At 60.8% G+C, this 19,442-nt stretch carries 13 protein-coding genes, 1 other RNA gene and 1 pseudogene; 4 read left to right on the top strand and 11 right to left on the bottom strand.

Annotated features, from left to right (window positions below; genetic code table 11):
- Positions 1 to 202: 202 nt before the first annotated feature.
- The 4 genes and pseudogenes from tmk to ffs form a co-directional block, all read right to left on the bottom strand.
- Positions 203 to 856, bottom strand: a pseudogene (gene tmk / locus CI603_RS02455) (dTMP kinase); the annotation flags it as partial.
- Positions 853 to 3,717: a type I DNA topoisomerase gene (gene topA, locus CI603_RS02450; protein ID WP_121912904.1), complete on the bottom strand. Its 2,865-nt coding sequence runs from the start codon at positions 3,715 to 3,717 to the stop codon at positions 853 to 855. The gene topA and the pseudogene tmk, both read right to left, overlap by 4 nt.
- Before the next feature lie 148 nt (positions 3,718 to 3,865).
- Complete coding sequence (locus CI603_RS02445) at positions 3,866 to 4,885, bottom strand: phosphatase PAP2 family protein (protein ID WP_121912903.1); 1,020 nt, start codon at positions 4,883 to 4,885, stop codon at positions 3,866 to 3,868.
- Positions 4,886 to 4,983: 98 nt separating this feature from the next.
- Positions 4,984 to 5,074: signal recognition particle sRNA small type (ffs, locus tag CI603_RS02440), an RNA gene on the bottom strand.
- Positions 5,075 to 5,310: 236 nt separating this feature from the next.
- Here ffs and glf point away from each other — a divergent pair.
- Positions 5,311 to 6,489 carry a UDP-galactopyranose mutase gene (gene glf / locus CI603_RS02435; protein ID WP_121912902.1) on the top strand — a complete coding sequence of 393 codons (1,179 nt, stop codon included), beginning with the start codon at positions 5,311 to 5,313 and terminating at the stop codon, positions 6,487 to 6,489.
- 27 nt (positions 6,490 to 6,516) lie between these two features.
- Here the strand turns inward: glf and CI603_RS02430 are convergent, their stop codons facing one another.
- Positions 6,517 to 7,230, bottom strand: a complete 714-nt coding sequence (locus CI603_RS02430; RefSeq protein ID WP_183122209.1) for a TetR/AcrR family transcriptional regulator — start codon at positions 7,228 to 7,230, stop codon at positions 6,517 to 6,519.
- A 196-nt stretch (positions 7,231 to 7,426) separates the two neighbouring features.
- On the opposite strand from CI603_RS02430, the gene CI603_RS02425 reads away from it, so the two are divergent.
- Together CI603_RS02425 and CI603_RS02420 are read left to right on the top strand one after the other, a co-directional pair.
- Positions 7,427 to 8,677: an MFS transporter gene (locus CI603_RS02425; protein ID WP_121912900.1), complete on the top strand. Its 1,251-nt coding sequence runs from the start codon at positions 7,427 to 7,429 to the stop codon at positions 8,675 to 8,677.
- 12 nt (positions 8,678 to 8,689) lie between these two features.
- The gene (locus CI603_RS02420) at positions 8,690 to 10,213 is read left to right on the top strand and encodes an alpha-N-arabinofuranosidase (RefSeq protein ID WP_121912899.1); all 1,524 of its coding nucleotides are present in this window, start codon (positions 8,690 to 8,692) and stop codon (positions 10,211 to 10,213) included.
- A gap of 172 nt (positions 10,214 to 10,385) precedes the next feature.
- Here the strand turns inward: CI603_RS02420 and CI603_RS02415 are convergent, their stop codons facing one another.
- Entirely contained in the window at positions 10,386 to 11,528 is a 1,143-nt protein-coding gene (locus tag CI603_RS02415; RefSeq protein WP_121912898.1) for an inositol-3-phosphate synthase, read from the bottom strand.
- Between the two features lie 192 nt (positions 11,529 to 11,720).
- Here CI603_RS02415 and CI603_RS02410 point away from each other — a divergent pair, with 192 nt between their 5' ends.
- A complete protein-coding gene (locus tag CI603_RS02410) occupies positions 11,721 to 13,943 on the top strand; it encodes a transglycosylase domain-containing protein (protein WP_110425881.1) in 2,223 nt (740 codons plus the stop codon).
- A 95-nt stretch (positions 13,944 to 14,038) separates the two neighbouring features.
- Here CI603_RS02410 and leuA read toward each other — a convergent pair whose 3' ends face one another.
- The 5 genes from leuA to CI603_RS02385 all read right to left on the bottom strand — a co-directional run bounded on the left by leuA (position 14,039) and on the right by CI603_RS02385 (position 19,366).
- Positions 14,039 to 15,949 carry a 2-isopropylmalate synthase gene (gene leuA, locus CI603_RS02405; RefSeq protein ID WP_046323453.1) on the bottom strand — a complete coding sequence of 637 codons (1,911 nt, stop codon included), beginning with the start codon at positions 15,947 to 15,949 and terminating at the stop codon, positions 14,039 to 14,041.
- A 254-nt stretch (positions 15,950 to 16,203) separates the two neighbouring features.
- Positions 16,204 to 16,824: a DUF5701 family protein gene (locus tag CI603_RS02400; RefSeq protein ID WP_121912897.1), complete on the bottom strand. Its 621-nt coding sequence runs from the start codon at positions 16,822 to 16,824 to the stop codon at positions 16,204 to 16,206.
- Between the two features lie 42 nt (positions 16,825 to 16,866).
- Entirely contained in the window at positions 16,867 to 17,955 is a 1,089-nt protein-coding gene (locus tag CI603_RS02395) for an aspartate-semialdehyde dehydrogenase (protein WP_121912896.1), read from the bottom strand.
- A gap of 17 nt (positions 17,956 to 17,972) precedes the next feature.
- Positions 17,973 to 18,536, bottom strand: a complete 564-nt coding sequence (locus CI603_RS02390) for an ACT domain-containing protein (protein ID WP_046323462.1) — start codon at positions 18,534 to 18,536, stop codon at positions 17,973 to 17,975.
- A complete protein-coding gene (locus CI603_RS02385; protein ID WP_121912895.1) occupies positions 18,533 to 19,366 on the bottom strand; it encodes an aspartate kinase in 834 nt (277 codons plus the stop codon). Before CI603_RS02385 ends, CI603_RS02390 begins: the two co-directional genes overlap by 4 nt.
- Positions 19,367 to 19,442: the final 76 nt, after the last annotated feature.

Here is a 19,442-nt window from a genome sequence, read left to right as displayed (position 1 = left end):
CCATGGACTGGTCGTCCTGATCAGACGTATCCGCAGACTCAGTCCAATCCGTCTCGGTAGCCTGCTCATCGTCCTCATATCCTGCAGCCGATTCATCCTTGTCGGCATCGTCCTGAGCACCAGTGTCATCATTCTCATCATCGACATCCGGAAGATCATCGTCGACCTGCGGCAGATCTGGCATGCGCCCTTCGACTAACTTGTCCAAATCGTCTTGAATGATCTGCCAGACCTGCTCGATGGACTGGGTGGCGTCGATAACCAGGAACCGATCGGGTTCCCTCTGCGCCAGTTGCAGGAATGCCTGACGCACATGCTGCTGAAAGTCGTCGCCAGCCGATTCCAGCCGATCGGGCTCATGATCCAGACGCGACTTGGACTGTGACGGATCCGCGTCCAGCAGGTAGGTGCGCTTGGGCAGAAGGTCCTGACTGGCCCACAGACTCAGTCGACGAATCACATCCACTGACAGATCACGGCCTCCGGCCTGATAAGCCAATGAGGAATCCAAGTAACGGTCGCAGAGCACAATGTCTCCGCGTTCCAGAGCCGGACGCACCACCTGGGCTACATGCTCAGCCCGGTCCGCCGCATAGAGCAGGGCCTCGGTCCTGGGGGCAAGATCGTCGGAGGCGTCAACCACATCGGTACCTCCGGTCACGGCAACCGAGGGGAAAGCGGCCAATCCATGCAGAACGAGTTCCCGTATGGTCAACCCGACGGGGGTGCCGCCTGGCTCGCGGGTGACCAGAGATCGCAAGCCACGCTCCTGCAGATAGTTGTGTGCTTGTTGGACCTGGGTGGTTTTGCCTGCACCATCCACGCCCTCGAAGGAAATGAACAAACCATCGCTCATGCCTGATGCTCCGTAGTCTTGGAAGTCTTGGAAGTTTTTGTCTTCTTTGTGGTTTTGCGAGCGCGGGTAGCCGACTTGCCAGCCGTAGTTTTGCTGGACGCCGACTTTCGTGCAGTCGACTTGCGGGTGGTCCTGCCACGCCTCTTGGCGGGTCCGGCCGCGCGCTTCTCTGCCAGCAGGCGGAAGGCCACCTCCGGCTCGATGGACTGGGCCGTGTACTGCTTGGGCAGGGTTCTGTTGGTCTGCCCGTCGGTAATGTAGACACCGTAGAACCCATCCTTGATGGTGACGGGTTTGCCGCTGTCAGGGTCCGTGCCCAGCTCACGGAGAGGAGGCTTGGCAGCGCTCCGGGAACGCCGTCCGTACTTAGGCTGGTCGAAGAGGGCCTTGGCCCCGGCCTGGTCAATAGTGAAAATCTGCCCCTCGTCGGTCAGCGAACGCGTCTCGGTGCCGCCGTCGGCCTTAGTGGCCGTCAGATAGGGGCCATAACGGCCGTTGCTGGCCGTGACGGTGGCTTGGCTGGTTTCTCCCGTCTTGGCATCGGTCAGTTCGATGCTGCCCACCGTCCTAGGCAGGCTGAGCAGCTTCAGAGCATCCTCCAGGGTGACCGTGTCTGGATCCATGGTCTTGAATAGCGAAGCCATCTTGGGCTTAGGACCAGTCTGCTTGGTTGTCCGTGCAGTTTTGCGGGTCGACTTTTTCTGCTCTGCCGCTTCCTCTTCAGGGCTGATCAGGGCCACATAGGGACCGAATCTACCCTTGCGCACCTCGACCCGACCGCCGGTCTGCGGATCCTTGCCCAGCTGACGGGGACCGCCGGCATTTGCGACGATCAGCTCATGACCCGCCGCCACTGTCAGCTCGTCCGGAGCCATGGTGGGCGGCAACGAGGCCCGCTTGGGGTTTCCGTCGGCATCCAGGTCGGCCGTATCCTCAAGATAGGGACCGTAACGGCCGACCCTCACCTGCAGGCCATCACCGATCTCGATGGTGTTGATCTTGCGGGCGTCGATGTCTCCCAGCTGAGCCACCTGCTCCTGTAGGCCCTGATGGGCCTGGTCAGCGTTCTGGGCAGCGCCCGGGCCCGAACCGAAGTAGAACCGTGTCAGCCAGTCCTTGCCTCGCTCCTTGCCGTGGGCGATCATATCCAGGCCATTCTCCATCTGCGCCGTGAACTGGTAATCCACGTACTTGGGGAAATTGGTCTCCAACAATCTAACTACCGAAAAGGCCAACCAGGAGGGAATCAGTGCACGGCCGCGCTCGTAGACGTATCCGCGGTCGATGATGGTCGAAATGATGCTGGCATAGGTGGAAGGCCTGCCAATCTCCTTGGCCTCCAGAGTCTTGACCAGAGAGGCCTCAGTGTAACGTGCAGGTGGCTGGGTCTCATGGCCCTCGGGATCGACAGAGGCAGCACGAAGCACGTCACCCTGCTGGACCGGAGGCAGGGAAGAATCCTCATCGTTCTGCTCGGAGCCTGCGCCACCCATGGCCTTGAGGAACCCAGGGAACTTGATGACGGTGCCTGAAGCCTGGAAGAGGGCCGTACCCTCCTTGCCAGCCTGCGCCGACAGGTGGATAGTGGCTGTGGACCCGGTGGCGTCGGCCATCTGCGAAGCCAGGGTGCGCCGCCAGATCAGGGTGTAGAGCTTGAGCTGGTCAGGGGCCAGACGGTCGGCAAGATCCTGAGGCCTGTGGAAGGTGGAACCGGCGGGCCGGATGCACTCGTGGGCCTCCTGGGCGCCAGCAGTCTTGGTCACATACTGTTTGGACTCGGCCGAAAGGTATTCGGCCCCATACTCACGCTCGACCCCCTTGCGGGCAGCAGCGATGGCCTCCTGGGAGAGAGTGACCGAATCGGTACGCATGTAGGTGATAAACCCGTTCTCATAGAGCCCCTGGGCAGCCCGCATGGTGGCCCGGGAACTCATGCCCAGCCGGTTACCAGCCGTCTGCTGCAGGGTAGACGTGGTGAAGGGGGGCTGAGGACGCCGACGGTAAGGCTTGGTCTCCATACCCGTCACTGCGAAGTCCTGATCCTTCAGCGTCTCAGCCAGGTTTCGGGCATGCTGCTCATCCAGCTGCAGGACCTGCTCCTTGGCAGCCGCTTCCGTCAGCTGACCCTTGGAGGTGAAGTCCTTGGAAACCGCCAGCCTCTGCTCTCCTAGGCTGATCATCCGCGCCTGAAAACCACTCGACGACGCCGATTGCCCGGCATCCTCCTGCACCAGACGCGCCAGCAGATCCCAGTAGGAGGCCTTGACGAAGGCCATGCGCTCACGCTCGCGCTCCACAATCAGCCGAGTCGCCACAGACTGGACACGCCCTGCGCTCAGTCCCGGACCCACCTTGCGCCAGAGCACCGGTGAAAGCTCGTAGCCATAGAGGCGATCCAGCACCCTGCGGGTCTCCTGGGCATCGACCATGTGGGCATCCACGTCCCTGGTGTGCTTGAGCGAATTCTTGATGGCCTCTGGGGTGATCTCGTGAAAGACCATGCGCTTTACCGGAACCTTGGGTTTAAGGGTCTGGACCAGATGCCAGGCGATGGCCTCCCCCTCCCGATCCTCATCAGTGGCCAGATAAAGCTCGTCGGCGTTCTTCAGCGCCTTCTTGAGCTCGGAGACCGTGTGTTTCTTTTTATCGTCCACGATGTAGTAGGGCTTGAAGCCATCATTCACGTCTACGCCGAACTTGCCGTAGGCCTTCTTCTGGGAGGCCGGGATCTGCGATGGCTGGGCCAGGTCGCGGATATGGCCCACCGAGGCCATGACCGTGTAGCCCTTGCCCAGGTACCCGCCGATCTTCTTTGCCTTGGTTGGCGACTCAACAATGACGAGCTTATTGCCGGATGCCATGGCCTCTCCTTATATTGTTGTCTTTCGCACGCCATCTTACTCACGGGGTTCCGTAACCATGCAAATCAAGGGGTCATGTGCACGGGCGTGAAACCCTAGGACTGATGGTGGATGAATCAGAGACGTTCAGTACGCCCAGAGTTCGACCTCAGTCATTTTTAGGCGGAGCCGGGGGCCGACCGACAAGGCCCATCCTGGTCAGAGGCGAGGCCGTAATCTGCCTCATTGCCAGGACCAGACCCAGGGTCAGAGACAGAACCGAGGCCATCAGTATGACCGCTGAGCAGTGAACCCCATAGGCCGTCCACCGGGCACCGATCTCCAGACCAGGGCTGACCTGCCAGATGACATAGCAGGCGTAAATAATCCCTAGGAACCCAGCTACCAGCATCAGGGTGGAGACAATCTGAATCGAAGCCGAGGACATCCTGGTCCCAGGAACATCCATCCCGGTCCCCCGAGTGGCGGCCAGTGCAATAAGACAGAGACCGGTAGGAATGAGAATGCCCATGACCACGTCTGAAGGGCGATGCCACCCACCCTGCACCAGCGAGCAGCCCACGGACAGGTCAAAGGCGAATCCCACCAAGGCAACAAAGGCCCTCCAAACCCGGGGCACCACGCAGAGCAGGGCCAGGACCACCGCCAGAGCGAGGATGGTGTGTCCCGAGGGGGCTGAATTGGCAGCGGAAGCCTGAACGTGGATCAGCACAGGGCGAGGCAGGTAACGTTTGAGAATGCGCGCCGCCCCGTAGACCACCAATGCATAAACAGCAACCTGGCCAAGCAGCCACCACCGGCGTCGCACTAGAACCACCACTAGGGCGACAAGGCCCAGCACTACGCAGATCGCCACAGTCACAAAAGGAATGGTGAACAGTCCCAGATAAGCCTTGACAAGTGGTGCCTGGTCAAGGAAGCCACGGAAGTTGGTCAGGGCCATGTCGTCATAGGTCTGCCCGGGAACAGTCCAGACGGCCGCCCACCAGACCAAAGCCGCCAGACCCAGGCAGGCCAGGCCTGCGACCAGGCACAAAACCAAGGCTGAGATCCGGGGGCGAGACATCAAGGGATCCCGGTCAACATGACTGCTGGCCGCTTCGGTCTGCTCATTCGGGTCCCGGTACCAGGCTTGCCGTACTTCGCCCTGCTTGCGCTTGTTGGTCATACCTCTAGACTCTATCCAACCCCTGGGTCGACACCCGACACCCCGTCCGACGAGCGCGCTCCCTTCACGACTCCAACCGGTTCAGTCAGGGCGAATATGAAAAACTCCCACGCACCCGCCAGAGGCCACTTACCCTTGCTGCATTCCTGCCCTGGGGGGATTGGGTGACATAACGCCACGTGAGAGCAAGTCACCATGATAGCAGACAGGCTCCACTTGTCCACTGACAAGCGCCGACCCATCGACACCAGGTGCGTATTCAGTCGATATTGCTGCCCGCCGCTTCCCTGACCAGACCTGTCCGCTAGCATGTAGGCAACAGGATCGCCGTACTCCAGCGGTTGATCACGGATCGTGCCGGACCCTGGCAGTAGACAGTAGCCAGCCCGGCATCACAGCGACAAGGGATGGATGGCTGAAGACGAATGGCTGACATGGATGCTGATTTGGTGATTGTGGGCGCTGGCCTGTTCGGTCTGACCGTGGCCCAGCAGGCGGTCGAGCACAGCGGGGCACGGGTGCGAATCATCGACGTGCGCGACCACATCGGGGGCAATGCCTACTCCTATATGGACGAGGAGACCGGGGCCGAGATCCACAAGTATGGGGCCCACCTCTTCCACACCTCCAATCGCAAGGTCTGGGAGTACGTCAATCGCTTCACCGAATTCACCGACTACACCCACCGGGTCTACACCACCCACAAGGGCGAGGTCTACCCCCTGCCCATCAACCTGGGCACCATCAACCAGTTCTTCCACGCCCACTACACGCCCCAGCAGGCCCGTGAACTGATCCGCGAACAGGCTGGCGAACTGGCCGGGACCGACCCGGGCAACCTGAATGACCAAGGCATCTCCCTGATTGGCCGGCCTCTGTATGAGGCCTTCATCAAGAACTACACGGCCAAGCAGTGGCAGACCGACCCCTCTCAGTTGCCGGCTTCGATCATCAAACGGCTCCCGGTGCGATTCAATTACGACAACCACTACTTCAAGGACACCTGGGAGGGCCTGCCCAAGGACGGTTACACGGCCTGGTTCGAGAGGATGATAGACGACCCGCGCATCCAGGTGAGCCTGAAGACCGACTTCTTCGACAACTCCCAGCCCTGGAACCGGGATGCTTTGGTGGGCCAGGTCCCCGTGGTCTACACCGGACCGGTCGACCGCTACTTCGACTACCGTCTGGGCGAGCTCAAGTGGCGGACCGTGGACTTCAAGGAGCGCCGCTACGACGAAGACGACCACTTCGGCTGCCCGGTCATGAACTTCTCCGATCCTGACGTGCCCTACACCCGTGCCATCGAGTTCAAGAACTTCAACCCCGAACGCTACGACCGGCAGAACCATGAGCGCACCGTGGTCTGGGAGGAGTACAGCAGATTCGCCGGCAAAGGCGACGAACCCTACTACCCCATCAACACCAGCGACGACCGGGCCCTCTATACCCAGTACAAACAACTGGCCGCCCAGCAGCCGAAAGTGGTCTTCGGCGGCCGCCTGGGCACCTACGCTTACTACGACATGCACCAGGTCATCAATTCAGCCCTGGACGCCTGGGACAAGCGGATCGCTCCCCTGGTAGGCCACGCCAAGGACTGAAACCTGAGTTGAACCCCCGTTCGCCTTCTAACGGTAATCATCCCACTGGGGTGATGGGAAGAGGATGGGCTCCGCCTTTGCCCACAGGGCGATCATGTCGTCGTCGGGATTGGTCAGCGCCTGGATCTGCACACCGTCCATGGTGCAATAGACGGTTCTGATCAGCCGATGGAAGGACGACCGATCCCGATAGGGCTCAGGCAGCTTCCAGCGGATCCCGTCCATGAAGTCGATCATCCGGGCATGGCGATCGCTGTAGTATTCATGCGCAGGATGAGCTGGATCGTGAGCCTCCACAGCCAAATGCATGAAGAGCATGACCAGGACCATGCGCTCGGCATTCTCCTCGACCAGGCGACGCAGATAACCCGGCAGCGAATAGAGGGAATGCCCCTCCTGGTCTAGACCAATGGCCAGCTCATCACGCTCGCCGGGCTTGGATCCAAAAGTGAAAGAACCCTGGTCGTAGTAGACCTGGATGACCAAGGAGAGGAGCTCCTCACGCGTGCGGGCATAATGACGTAACCCTGGCAGGGTCAGGCCAACGGCATCCGCGATGGCCTGCATGGAGACGCCATAGGTACCGTAATAGGCGATCATCTGGGCGGCGACCTGGGCTATCTGCTTGCGACGCTCGTCGGGGGTCATCCGCCTGCGTACACCGATTGGCCGCCGTGAAAAGCGTCCAATAATCTGCTCTCCGCCAGCCTTGTTCCTGGTTTTCCTGTTCGCATCGCTCATCAGGATCATCATACCGTTGGCCGTCAGACCACCAACGGCTCTATATTGCCCCTCTCTACAGCCCGTTGCCAAGATGGGAACCGCCAGCAAGGACTTGCTCTCTTGCTTATTTTATATTTTTAAGATATAAAACAATACGGGAAGCACGGCGCTTCCCCACTGTGCACAGACGCACCGAAAGAGAGGGAGTCGGATAATGACACAAGCCGATTCAGCAGGCAGACAGGAGCTCGGCACCGCTGCTAAAAGCCGATACTGCATTGCCTTCTTCGTTTTCAATCTGTTCTGGATGATGGCCCTGTCCATCGTCGCCTCGGTCTTGTTGCCCCAACGCCTGACCGACATCGCTCCCGGGTCCAAGGTTGCCATATCCGGGGTCTTCAACGCCACCACGGCTCTGACCTCACTGGTATCCAACCTGATTGTGGGCAACCTGTCCGACAGGACCCGGTCCATCTTCGGCCGCAGAACCCCCTGGGTCGTTTCCGGCGGCCTTATAGCCGGCGTCTCGCTCTTCCTCATGGGCGTCATTGCCAACGTCTGGGCCATCGGCATCTTCTACTGCCTGGCCATGGTCGGCCTGAACATGATGATCTCCCCAGTGGTCGCCTCCCTGTCCGACCGTGTTCCCGAATCACAGCGAGCCACCATGTCGGCATTCATCTCGGCGGGCAATCTGGTCGGCAACTCCTTGGGCACCCTAGTCGGCGCCCGCTTCATCACCATGCAGATTCCAGGCTGGATCATGTCCGGCATAGTCATGGGCGTGGCCGGCCTGGTCACAGTGATCATCTGGCCCAAGGAGCCCTCTTCAAAGGACATGCCCGCTTTGAGCAGCAGCCTGCGCTCCATCCTGGAATCCTTCCGCCCGCCTCGTCACGCGCCCGACTTCTGGATGGCCTTCGTAGGACGTTCCCTGCTCCTGTTCAGCTACTATATGATCCTCAACTACCAACTCTTCATCCTTCAGGACTACATGGGCCAGTCCGTCAAGGACTCGGCGGCCACCATGTCGACCATGTCCCTGGTTCTGATCGTGGTCTCCATGGTCGCGGCCCTGGGTGCTGGCCCGATCTCCGACAAGATCGGCCGCAGGAAGATGCCCGTGGTCATCGCCAGCCTGCTTCTGGCCCTGGGCTACGCCATGCCCTGGATCATCCACAGCCCCCTGGGCATGATACTGTTCACCGCCATCGGCGGCTTCGGCTACGGAATGTACGGGTCGGTCGACCAAGCGCTCAATGTGGACGTTCTGCCCAATGCCGAGGAGGCGGGCAAGGATCTGGGCATTCTCAACATCGCTACCACCCTGGGCCAGATGGTGGGACCCATGGTGACCTCACTGATCGTCTCAGTGACCAAGTCCTACCAGCTGGTCTTCCCCACCGCCATCATTCTGGTGCTGCTGGCCTGCATCTTCATCAGCCGCATCCGCACCATTAAGTAAGGAGTCCAAACAGTGAGCATCCACATCGACCCACGCCTGACTATCGGCACCATCAGCCCTTACCTGCACGGCCAGTTCATCGAATTCCTGGGAGAGTGCATCGATCAGGGACTATGGGTGGGCACGGATTCCCCCATCCCCAACACCGACGGCATCCGCACTGATGCCCTCAAGGCCCTCAAGGCCCTCAAACCTCCACTGCTGCGTTGGCCCGGAGGCTGCTACGCCGACACCTACCACTGGTGTCAGGGTGTCGGGCCACGCAATCAGCGTCCAGTGGGATATAACGAGAACTTCGGCACCTACCAACCTGACGGACATGGCTTCGGCACCGACGAATTCCTCCGTCTGTGCCAGGCCGTTGGCGCCGAACCCTGGATCAACGTGAATATGCTGAGCGGATCCGTAGCCGAGATGCGCGACTGGATGGAGTACTGCAACCGCCCATCGGGCACGGCCATGTCAGCCATGCGTGCCGCCAACGGCCACCCCTCCCCCTACGGCGTGAAGTTCTGGGGGCTGGGGAACGAGCCCTGGGCCGGCGGGGGGACGATGACCCCGTCCATGTACGCGGACCGCTATCGGATGTTCGCCTCAGCCATGCCCACTTTCGCAGAAAACGGGGATCAGCCCCCGATGATCCAGCCCATCGCCTGCGGCCCCGACGGCAACAAGCCCATGGAACGGGTGCGTTGGACCAGGGACTTCTTCCAGGCCCTGGCCCAGTACCGCCAACCGCCCATCGCCGCCTACGACCTGCACTTCTACAACTGGAACATCGACCACCCCGGCGACACCTCCACCCACTTTGATCAGGACGGCTGGAATCGGGTGATCCAAGGCGCCCTTGAGCTCGGGGAAGTCATCGACCAGCAGTGGAACCTGATGCAGGCCTGCCTGGCCACTATGCCCTACCCTGAGAGCACCATGGATTCCAGACTGACAAAGGTCGATCTGGTCATGGGCGAATGGGGCAACTGGCATGGCGATGCCTTCACGGTTCGTCCGGCGCTCCGGCAGCAGGTGACCATGCGCGACGCGGTCACCTCGGCCCTGACGCTGGATATCCTTCAGTCAAGGTGCGACAAGGTCTCCATGGCCTGCAATGCCCAGACCCTGAATGTCCTCAACTCGCTGATCCTGACCGAGGACGAAGCCACCATCCTGACCCCCAACTACGACGTCTTCATGATGTACCGGTGCCACCAGGGGGCCCGGGCGATCCAGAGCCTGCCGGAGGCCGACAACCCTGCCCTGCACGTCTTTGCCTCGATCAAGGACGGACACATCATGGTGGACCTGGTCAACGCCGACATGGTCTCCTCGGCCGAAGCGACACTGACCCTGCCTGAGCCGGTGCTCCCAGCAGGCATGCAGAGCCTTTCAGCACAGGATCCGCATGCTTGCAACACCCGATCCGACCCGGACCAGGTCAGGGCTCGCCAGGTCGATGTCTCGGACATCCCTGAAGGACGTGAAATTACGGTCCGCCTGGATCCGGCCTCAGTGAACGTGCTCGATCTGGCCATGGCCTGACAGCAGAAAGCATCAATTGACGGATTGGGCACTGTGCCCGCTAGCCGCCAACTAAATACAACTAAATATAGGATGCAAAGATACATATAAAACAGCATGTGGCCGATCCCCCGAAGGAGGGACCGGCCACATGCTCATATCAGGCGCCTGACGACAGCTGACGGAGTTCTACTCAGGCGTGCCAGACATCCTTGCCGTTGTCCTTGGCGGCCTTGACATCGGCATCCAGGGCGCTCTCGTCACCCTCCACCTTGCCGGCGATATAATCCTCGACCAGCTGGCGGGCCTCGTTGTCCTCATGCTGGACAGCAGGGGACTTCATGAAGTAGGAGCTGGGTGCCAGCACCGGGCCGGCCAAGTGGCGGTCCAGGGCAATCTTGGCGGCACGCAGGGCGTCGATGACAATACCGGCCGAGTTGGGCGAATCCCAGACCTCCAGCTTGTATTCCAGGTTCAGCGGGACATCACCGAAGGTGGTGCCTTCCAGACGCACGAAGGCGAACTTGCGGTCATCCAGCCAGGCCACATAGTCGGAGGGACCAATGTGGACGTTGTGGGGATCCATATCGTGAGGAACGATGGAGGTGACTGCACGGGTCTTGGAAACCTTCTTGGACTCCAGACGAGTGCGCTGCAGCATGTTCATGAAGTCCATGTTGCCGCCCACGTTCAGCTGGTAGGTGCGGTCCAGACGCACGCCGCGATCCTCGAAGAGGCGGGCCATGACCCTGTGGGTAATGGTGGCGCCCACCTGGCTCTTGATGTCGTCACCCACGATGGGCAGCCCGGCATCGCGGAACTTCTGAGCCCACTCGGGGTCGGAGGCAATGAAGACGGGCAGGCAGTTGACGAAGGCGCAACCGGCCTCGATGGCGGCGGTGGCGTAGGCCTTGTCGGCCTGCTCAGAGCCGACGGGCAGGTAGGAGACCAGCACATCGACCTTCTTGTCGCGCAGGACCTGGGCCACATCCACAGGCTCGGCATCCGACTCGGTGATCATCTTCTTGTAGTACTCGCCCAGCCCGTCACCAGTCGGCCCGCGCAGGACTTCCACGCCCTTGTTGGGGACATCGCAGAACTTGTAGGTGTTGTTTTGCGAGGCGAAGATGGCCTCGCTCAGGTCCTTGCCGACCTTAAGTGAATCCACATCGAAGGCGGTCACGAACTCCACGTCACGAATGCGGTAGCCGCCGAAATTGGCGTGCATGATGCCAGGGATCTTGTCATCATCCTTGGCGTCCTTGTAATACTCGACTCCCTGTACCAGCGAGGAAGCGCAGTTGCCCACGCCCGCTATAGCTACACGGATGCTCATACAAACTCCTCTGATTTACTGAGTTATTCCAACCTAAGCATACCTTCTCCCGGTAGATAGCATGATGGAATGGGCCTCATATGCGCGCCCGCCGACAGTACAGACCTCCAAGGATGGCGCAAACGTACGAAAATGATGAACGTTCAGCCTTAGGTCGAACAGTTTTCAGCCCTGCCGGATAGCGTGGTTGGCATGGCCAATCAGACTCGTTCAGTCAGTTCGACCTCGCCCACCCGCAGGGTCCGGTCCGGGTCACGCGGTGGCAGCAATCGCACCGACAGACTCACCTCGCGACATGCCGACCGCAATCCCCGGGGCGGCGGACCTCGTCGCAGGCGGCGCCGCAAGTCGCATCGTCTGCTCAAGTGGACCCTGGGTCTGCTGGGACTGGTGCTTGTCGTCGGGGCAGCAGCTTTCGCCTACCTATACCTGACTACTGAGATCATCCCGCCGGAGAAGCAGGCCCTGGCACAAAAGACCACGGTCTACTATGCTGACGGCTCCACCCCTATCGGCACTTACGCCGACCAGAACCGGGAGATCATCGACTGCGCAGTCCTGCCCAAGTATGTAGGAAACGCGGTCGTCTCCTCAGAGAACCGCTCTTTCTATAAGGATAACGGCATCGACCTCAAGGGCATCGGCCGGGCCCTGCTCAACAACGTGACCAAGGGCACCCGGCAGGGCGGATCAACCATCACCCAGCAGTACGCCGAGCGCTACTATCTGGGTGAGACCACCACCTACAAGGGCAAGCTGCGCGAGGCCATCCTCTCCCTGAAGATCTCCAGGACCGAGAGCAAGGAAACAGTCCTGTGCAACTATATGAACACCATATACTTCGGCCGTGGAGCCTACGGGATCCAGGCCGCCGCGCAGAACTACTTCGGCAAGGACGCCAAGGATCTGACCATGCCCGAGTCGGCCATGCTGGCCGGCATCATCCCCGCCCCGGCCTCCTGGGATCCGGCGATAAACCCCAAGCAGGCCGAGTCGCGCTTCCACCGGGTGCTGGGCATCATGGAGGAGGACCACTACATCAGCCACAAGGACCGGGTCGGCGCCCAGATGCCCCAGACCATCAAGTACTCGCCGCAGAACGTCTATCAGGGGCCCAACGGCTACCTGCTGCGCATGGTCCGCAATGAGCTGTCCACCGGCAAAAAGGCCCCCTTTACCGCGGACGACCTGGATACTGGCGGCTACCGAATCATCACCACCATCCAAAAGGACAAGCAGGATCTGATGTTCCAGGTGGCGAGCCCTTCCACAGGCAACAAGCGTCAGCCACCCACCCTGCAGACCGGTGGGCTCTCGGTCGATCCCAAGACCGGGGCCATCATCTCCCTGTACGCCGGTGACGACTACCTGACCCACCCGCTCAACAACGTGGATCAGGCGACCTACCAGGTGGGTTCGACCATGAAGGCCTACACGCTCCTGGCCGCCATCCAGGATGGAGTCAACCTGAACACAGTCTTCAATGGCAATTCACCGCGCACCTTCTCCAGCGTGGGCAAGTCCGTCGCAAACGACGGAAACTTCAGCTACGGGTACATCAATCTCTATTCGGCCTTCGCCAGATCGGTCAACACGGTCTTCATGGACCTGGGCGAACACGTGACCTCACAAAAAATCGCTCAGGTGGCCCACACTGCTGGCATCACCGGCAAAATCGACGACACGACCACCTTCGACACCCTGGGCCTGGATGCCCTCTCGGTCTATGACGTGACACAGGGGTATGCCACGCTGGCCAATGGCGGCAAGCGGCCCAAGCTGCATCTGGTGGCACAGGTCAAGGATGCCAAGGATCAGGAGCTCTACACGGCTGCGATCCAGTCAGATCAGGTCTTCAACGCCGACCAGGTGGCCCTGCTGCAGAAAGCCATGAGCACCACAGTTCAGTACGGCACTGCCACCTATGCGCGTTCCCTGGGCAGGCCCATCGCCGGCAAGACAGGCACGGCCAACGACCAGACAGCCATCTCCTTCATCGGATTCACCCCCTCGGTTCTGACCACCTTCGCTGTCTGGAACCAAGGACAGGACGGCAGTGCACTCAAGGTGCCCGAGGTCTATCAGAATGAGTTTTTACCGGTCCCGCTGTTCACCCAGTACATGAAGTCGGCCTTGGGCGACAGCCCAGTTGAGCGCTTCCCTGCGGCCGAAGACCATGGCAAGATCGGCGGGCCGGATGGCAGCTGGGGCACCGGATATAGGCGGAGCTACTCCTATACGCCCAGGCGTAGCTACAACTATGAATATGTGCCTCAGCGACGCACCCAACAGCAGACAACTCCTCAGGAGGAGTCAGGCGCCAGCAGTGGTTCGGGTTCAGGCAACGGAGGCGAGGCCGAGAGCAGCAACAGCAGAACCACTGAGGGCAACTCCGAGTCAGAGCAATCCCAGTAGTAAACCAGCGTGGACAACCTGGCCCGATCCGAACCAATCAGCTGCGTTCGGATCGGGCCGTGAGGCTGACGAGAGTTGCTGCCTCTCTATGACTTCTAGCCGCGCTGGAAGCGGTTGAGCGCCGAAATAATGGCCTTGAGGGAGCTGGTGGAGATGGACGAATCGATGCCCACACCCCAAATCACGCGGGACCTGGCCGGTTCGCCCACCTGGCATTCCACGTAGGAAGCCGCCAGAGCATCCGTGCCGGCGGTCATGGCATGCTCGGCGTAGTCCAGAACCGAGACGGTCTGATCCAGGGACTTGAGCGCATCCAAGAAGGCCGCGATTGGGCCATTCCCATGTCCCTGAACACGCCGCCTCACCTCAGGATCACCCGGGGCAAGCCCCCGGTCCAGCAGGGTGGCATCCAGGACGGTGTCGGATCCGTCCTCGCCGGAGGTGACTGCAACATTCAGCAGCTTGAAGCGTCCCCACTGGCGCAGGGTCTCATCGCGCTGATCGGCCATGGACTCTCCGCCGACCACGCTCCCGCCAGCCTCCACGGGCAGGTACTCGTCCTTGAAGAGCCGCCAGATGTCGGCATCCTTGACCTCGCGCTTGGTCCTGTCGGCATAGCTCTGGACCAGCCGTTCGAACTCCACCTGGAGACGCTTGGGCAGGTCCAGATGATGGTTGGCCTTGAGCAGGTAAGCCATGCCGCCCTTGCCAGACTGGGAGTTGACCCGGATGATGGCCTCGTAGTTGCCACCCACATCCTTGGGATCGATGGGCAGATAGGGCACCAGCCAAAGGAAGTCGTCAGGGTTGGCGTTGGCGCGCAGAGCCGCCTGCTGGCGGGCGTCCAGACCCTTCTTGATGGCATCCTGGTGGGAGCCGGAGAAGGCCGTAAAGACGAAGTTGCCGACGTAGGGGTGCCGCTCGGAGACGGCGATCTGGTTGCAGTACTCCACCGTCCGACGGATGCCGGGCATGTCGGAGAAGTCCAGCTGGGGATCGATCCCCTGGACCAGCAGGTTCAGCCCTACCGTGCAAATATCGACGTTGCCGGTGCGCTCACCATTGCCCAGCAGGCAGCCCTCCACCCGGTCAGCCCCGGCCAGCAGACTGAGCTCGGTGGCAGCCACGGCCATACCCTCGTCGTTGTGGGGGTGCAGGGAAAGCACCACCGCATCCCGGTCCTTGAGATTGGTGGATATGTACTCCACCTCGTCGGCGAAGACGTTGGGGGTGGTCATCTCCACGGTGTTGGGCAGGTTGATGATCATAGGATGCTCAGGCGTAGGCCGGATCACGTCGATGACCGCGTTGCAGACCTCCAGCGAATACTCGGGCTCGGCACCGGAGAAGGACTCAGGCGAGTACTCATAGGAGAGATCAGTGCCCCCGGCATCGGCCTCCAGGGAGCGGCAGAGCTCGGCTGCGTCGGTGGCCAGCTTCTTGATCCCGGCCTTGTCCTTGTGGAAGACGACCTCCCGCTGCAGAACCGAGACCGAGTTATAGAAGTGGACCACGGCCCTCTTGGCTCCACGCAGGGCCTCGTAGGTGCGACGGATCAGATGTTCGCGAGCCTGGGTCAGGACCACGATAGTCACATCGTCGGGAATCAGCTCGCGCTCTATCAGGAGGCGGATGAAGTCGTAATCAGTCTCGGAGGCCGAGGGGAAGCCCACCTCAATCTCCTTGAATCCCATGGATATCAGCAGATTCCAGAATCTCAGCTTGCGCTCGGAATCCATAGGGTCGACCAGGGCCTGGTTGCCGTCGCGAAGATCCACCGAACACCAACGAGGCGCCCGCTTCAGGGTCTTGCCCGGCCACGTGCGCTGCGGATAGTCGAAAGGCACCTGCTTGTTATAGGCCACATACTTGTTGTAGGGCATGGCACTGGGCTTCTGCGGCGAACCCACAAACCTGGGGGGAGGCAGCAGCAGGTCGTTGTTCCCTCCATTGGACGCCGCGGCCTGGGCCGCAAGATCAAACACGGATGCACGATCCTGATCCATCTCTCCTCCTTCTTTCGTTCGTCGGAAACCGCAATATCACCCGGCCATGGGTGTTCGGACAGGCCGAAACCGTGTCGGGGGTGCCATTATTTTACCGGAGGAGAGCCAGGACATGCGGTCCGGGTCCGCATTACGACGCAGAGGAAGGCGAGGGCACAAAGTCTTGCGCAATTCGCAAGGTTACCCAAGCTGCAAACTCCAGACTAGGCAAGCACTTACAGAGTGCTTGCTGCATAAGATTCAGTTGAAGAGATTCACTGGAAGAGTGAGACACCGCGACGGCCCTCGCAGTAGGCGTTGCCCAGCCAGGTGTGGCGCGAGTTGGGCCAGACGGAGCCTAGACGGGGGGCGTTCTGGCTCATCCAGATGCTGGGCACGCGCCCATCGGCGCTGTGGGAACCCAGCAGGTTGAAACCGTTCTTGACCGCCAGCCAGTCGGGATGCTGAGTGGCGATGGCCAGCCCCTCTTCCAAGGTCAGAGGGAGACGGTCATCGGAGTCGATCAGCTTGCGGGCCACGTCCGGCTCGCGGTTGGTGTAGCAGGTGCCCGTATGCGGGTCCAGGACGATGTAAAAGGGCCCCTCGGGCGGCTCGAATCCGTTCTGTGGCAGGAAGCTGGCAATGTCGCGCGGAGGCATAGTGGTAAAGCCAGCCATGCGATTGATGCTGGTACGCGCGATCAGCGACTCAGGCGAAACCAGCTCCCTGGTAGGGATGAGCAGGATCTGCTCGCCCAGCTCAGTGGACTCCAGCGCGGAGATTAGAGGCTGGGCCAAGGCTCTGAAAGCGGCGGCGCTGATGTCCGCCACATCCGGATAGCCCAAGGCCACGATCCGATCCAGTTGCCGCTTCACTTCTTGGGAAGATCTGGTCATGGCCTCCAGTCTAATCGGTGCCCCACAGGCGGACCGATCATCTCAAATCCTGTCGGCAAAGTGCTTGCGGGCGATCAGCTCGGCGATCTGCACGGCGTTGAGGGCGGCTCCCTTGCGCAGGTTGTCATTGGCCACGAACATGGACAATCCCCTCTTGCCTTCCACGGCCTGGTCCTGGCGGATGCGGCCCACGAAGCTAGGGTCCTTGCCGGCTGCGTCAAGAGGAGTGGGTATTTCCGCCAGACTTACCCCGGGAGCCTTGGACAGCAGGTCGCGGGCCTGATCAGGAGTGACATCGTGATCAAACTCAGCATTGATACTCATGCCGTGGGCAGTGAAGACTCCTACCCGCACGCAGGTGCAGGAGGCGGCCAGGTCAGGCAGGTGGAGAATCTTGCGACTCTCATTGCGCAGCTTCTGCTCCTCGTCGGTCTCCCCGCTGCCGTCATCGACCAAGTCGCCTATAAAAGGAACGGCGTTGAAGGCTATAGTGCGCACCACCTTGGTGGGCGGGGGAAACTCAATGGCCGATCCGTCGAAGACCAAACGATCAGCACCCTGCTCCACGGCTGTTTTGGCCTCGTCGCGCAGCTGGAGGACGCCGGCACGCCCAGCCCCCGACACAGCCTGGTAGGAGGAGACGATCAGGCGGCGCAGACCGTATGTCTTGGCCAAGGGACTCAGCACGGGCATGCAGGCCATGGTGGTGCAATTGGGATTGGCTACGATTCGTCGTGGTATAAGATCCAGGTCTTCGGGGTTGACCTCAGACACCACCAGGGGAACCTCGGGATCCATCCGCCAATGGGAGGAGTTGTCGACCACGTAGGCTCCGGCCTCGGCGAAGCGTGGGGCCCAAGTTCCTGAGGTCGAACCGCCGGCGGAGAAGATGGCCAGATCGATTCCGCTCAGGTCGGCCTGCTCCACATCCTCAACCGTGATGGTCCTGTCACGCCAGCGCAACTGTTCGCCGGCAGACCGGGATGAGGCCATGAAGCGCAGGTCAGCTACAGGGAAGTCCCGTTCGTCCAGCATGCGGCGCATGACCATGCCTACCTGGCCGGTGGCGCCCAGAACGGCTACATTGATGCCACGGCGACCATCGTTCGCCAAATCAGCTTTATCAGTCATTGCTCTTTCCTCTCCGCTCAGCGACCTGTGCCGCCATAAACGACCGCCTCGACCTGATCGGCATCCAAATGGAAGGCCGTATGGATGGCCCGTACCGCCTCGTCCAAGTTCTGAATGGGCACCAGGGCGGAGATACGAATCTCAGAGGTCGAAATCATGAGCACGTTGATATGCCGGTCGCTCAAGGCCCGGAAGAAGGTGGCGGTAATGCCCGAGTGGGTCTTCATGCCGACCCCTACCAGGGTCACCTTGCCCACCTCAGGGTTGATGTCGACCGAGTGGAACCCCAGTTGCTCACGGGAGTCATCCAGCATGGGAACCACCTGATCAGCCTGAGCAGACGGCAACGTGAAAGAGATGTCCACGGTTCCGGTGGCCGCTCCAGCCTGGACGATCATATCTATGTTGATGCCGCCCTCGGCAAGGATAGTGAAGAGCTGTGCGGCTACGCCGGGTCGATCCGGCACGGCCCGCAGGCTGACCTGGGTCTCGCTGCGGTCGTGGGCAACCCCTGAGATGATCGGTGACTCGGGGCCGTTCAGGTCCGGGAACAAGTCGCCCATGGATTCGCCGTTGGTCATGACCTTCCTTCCGTCATATCCCGTTGCCTGTCAGTTTGTGCAGCGGGGCGGTCCGGCAACTGGCCGGTCTCCAGATTGGGAATCTTGTCGACATCGACATCGTCGGGCATGATCAACGTGCCAGGACGATGGGAAAAGGAACTGCGCACATGAATGGGCATGCGGAAGCGCTGGGCATACTCCACGCAGCGCAGTGCCAGCACCTTGGATCCGCCAGCCGCCATCTCCAGCATCTCCTCGTATGAGATGCGGGCAATTCTTCGGGCGGTGGGCACAATGCGCGGGTCGGCAGTAAAAACGCCATCCACGTCAGTATAGATCTCGCAGACATCCGCATTGAGCGCCACAGCCAGGGCCACGGCCGAGGTGTCCGAGCCGCCGCGGCCCAAGGTGGTGGCATCGCCGTCAGAATTGACCCCCTGGAAGCCTGCCACAATTCCCACTTCGCCTCGGTCCAAGGCCTTCATGACTCGCTGGGGTCGAACATGGCGGATGTGGGCTGCGCCGTAGCGTGCATCAGTCATAAATCCCGCCTGCGAACCGGTGAAGGAATGGGCATGCTCGCCTTGTGCATGGATACTCATAGCCAGCAGGCTCATGGAGATGCGCTCCCCCGCAGTCATGAGCATGTCCATCTCGCGGGCCGGAGGATTGGAGTCCACATCCATGGCCTGATCGATCAGATCGTCAGTGGTGTCACCCATGGCGGAAACCACCACTGCGATGTCATTGCCAGCGCGCTTGGTATCAATGATGCGCTTGGCCACACGCTTGATGGAGTCCGAGTCTGCCACCGAGGACCCGCCATATTTCTGAACGATAAGTGCCACTGCTGTTCCATCCCGCGACGGTTAAGCCACTAGACCATCATCTGCAACATGTTGATTACATGGATTATACGAACGA

The organism is Bifidobacterium sp. wkB338 (assembly GCF_003688325.1).
Lineage (GTDB): Bacteria > Actinomycetota > Actinomycetes > Actinomycetales > Bifidobacteriaceae > Bombiscardovia > Bombiscardovia polysaccharolytica.
The sequence above is the reverse complement of the archived record's forward strand: the minus strand, read 5'-3'. Positions and strand labels throughout refer to the sequence as shown.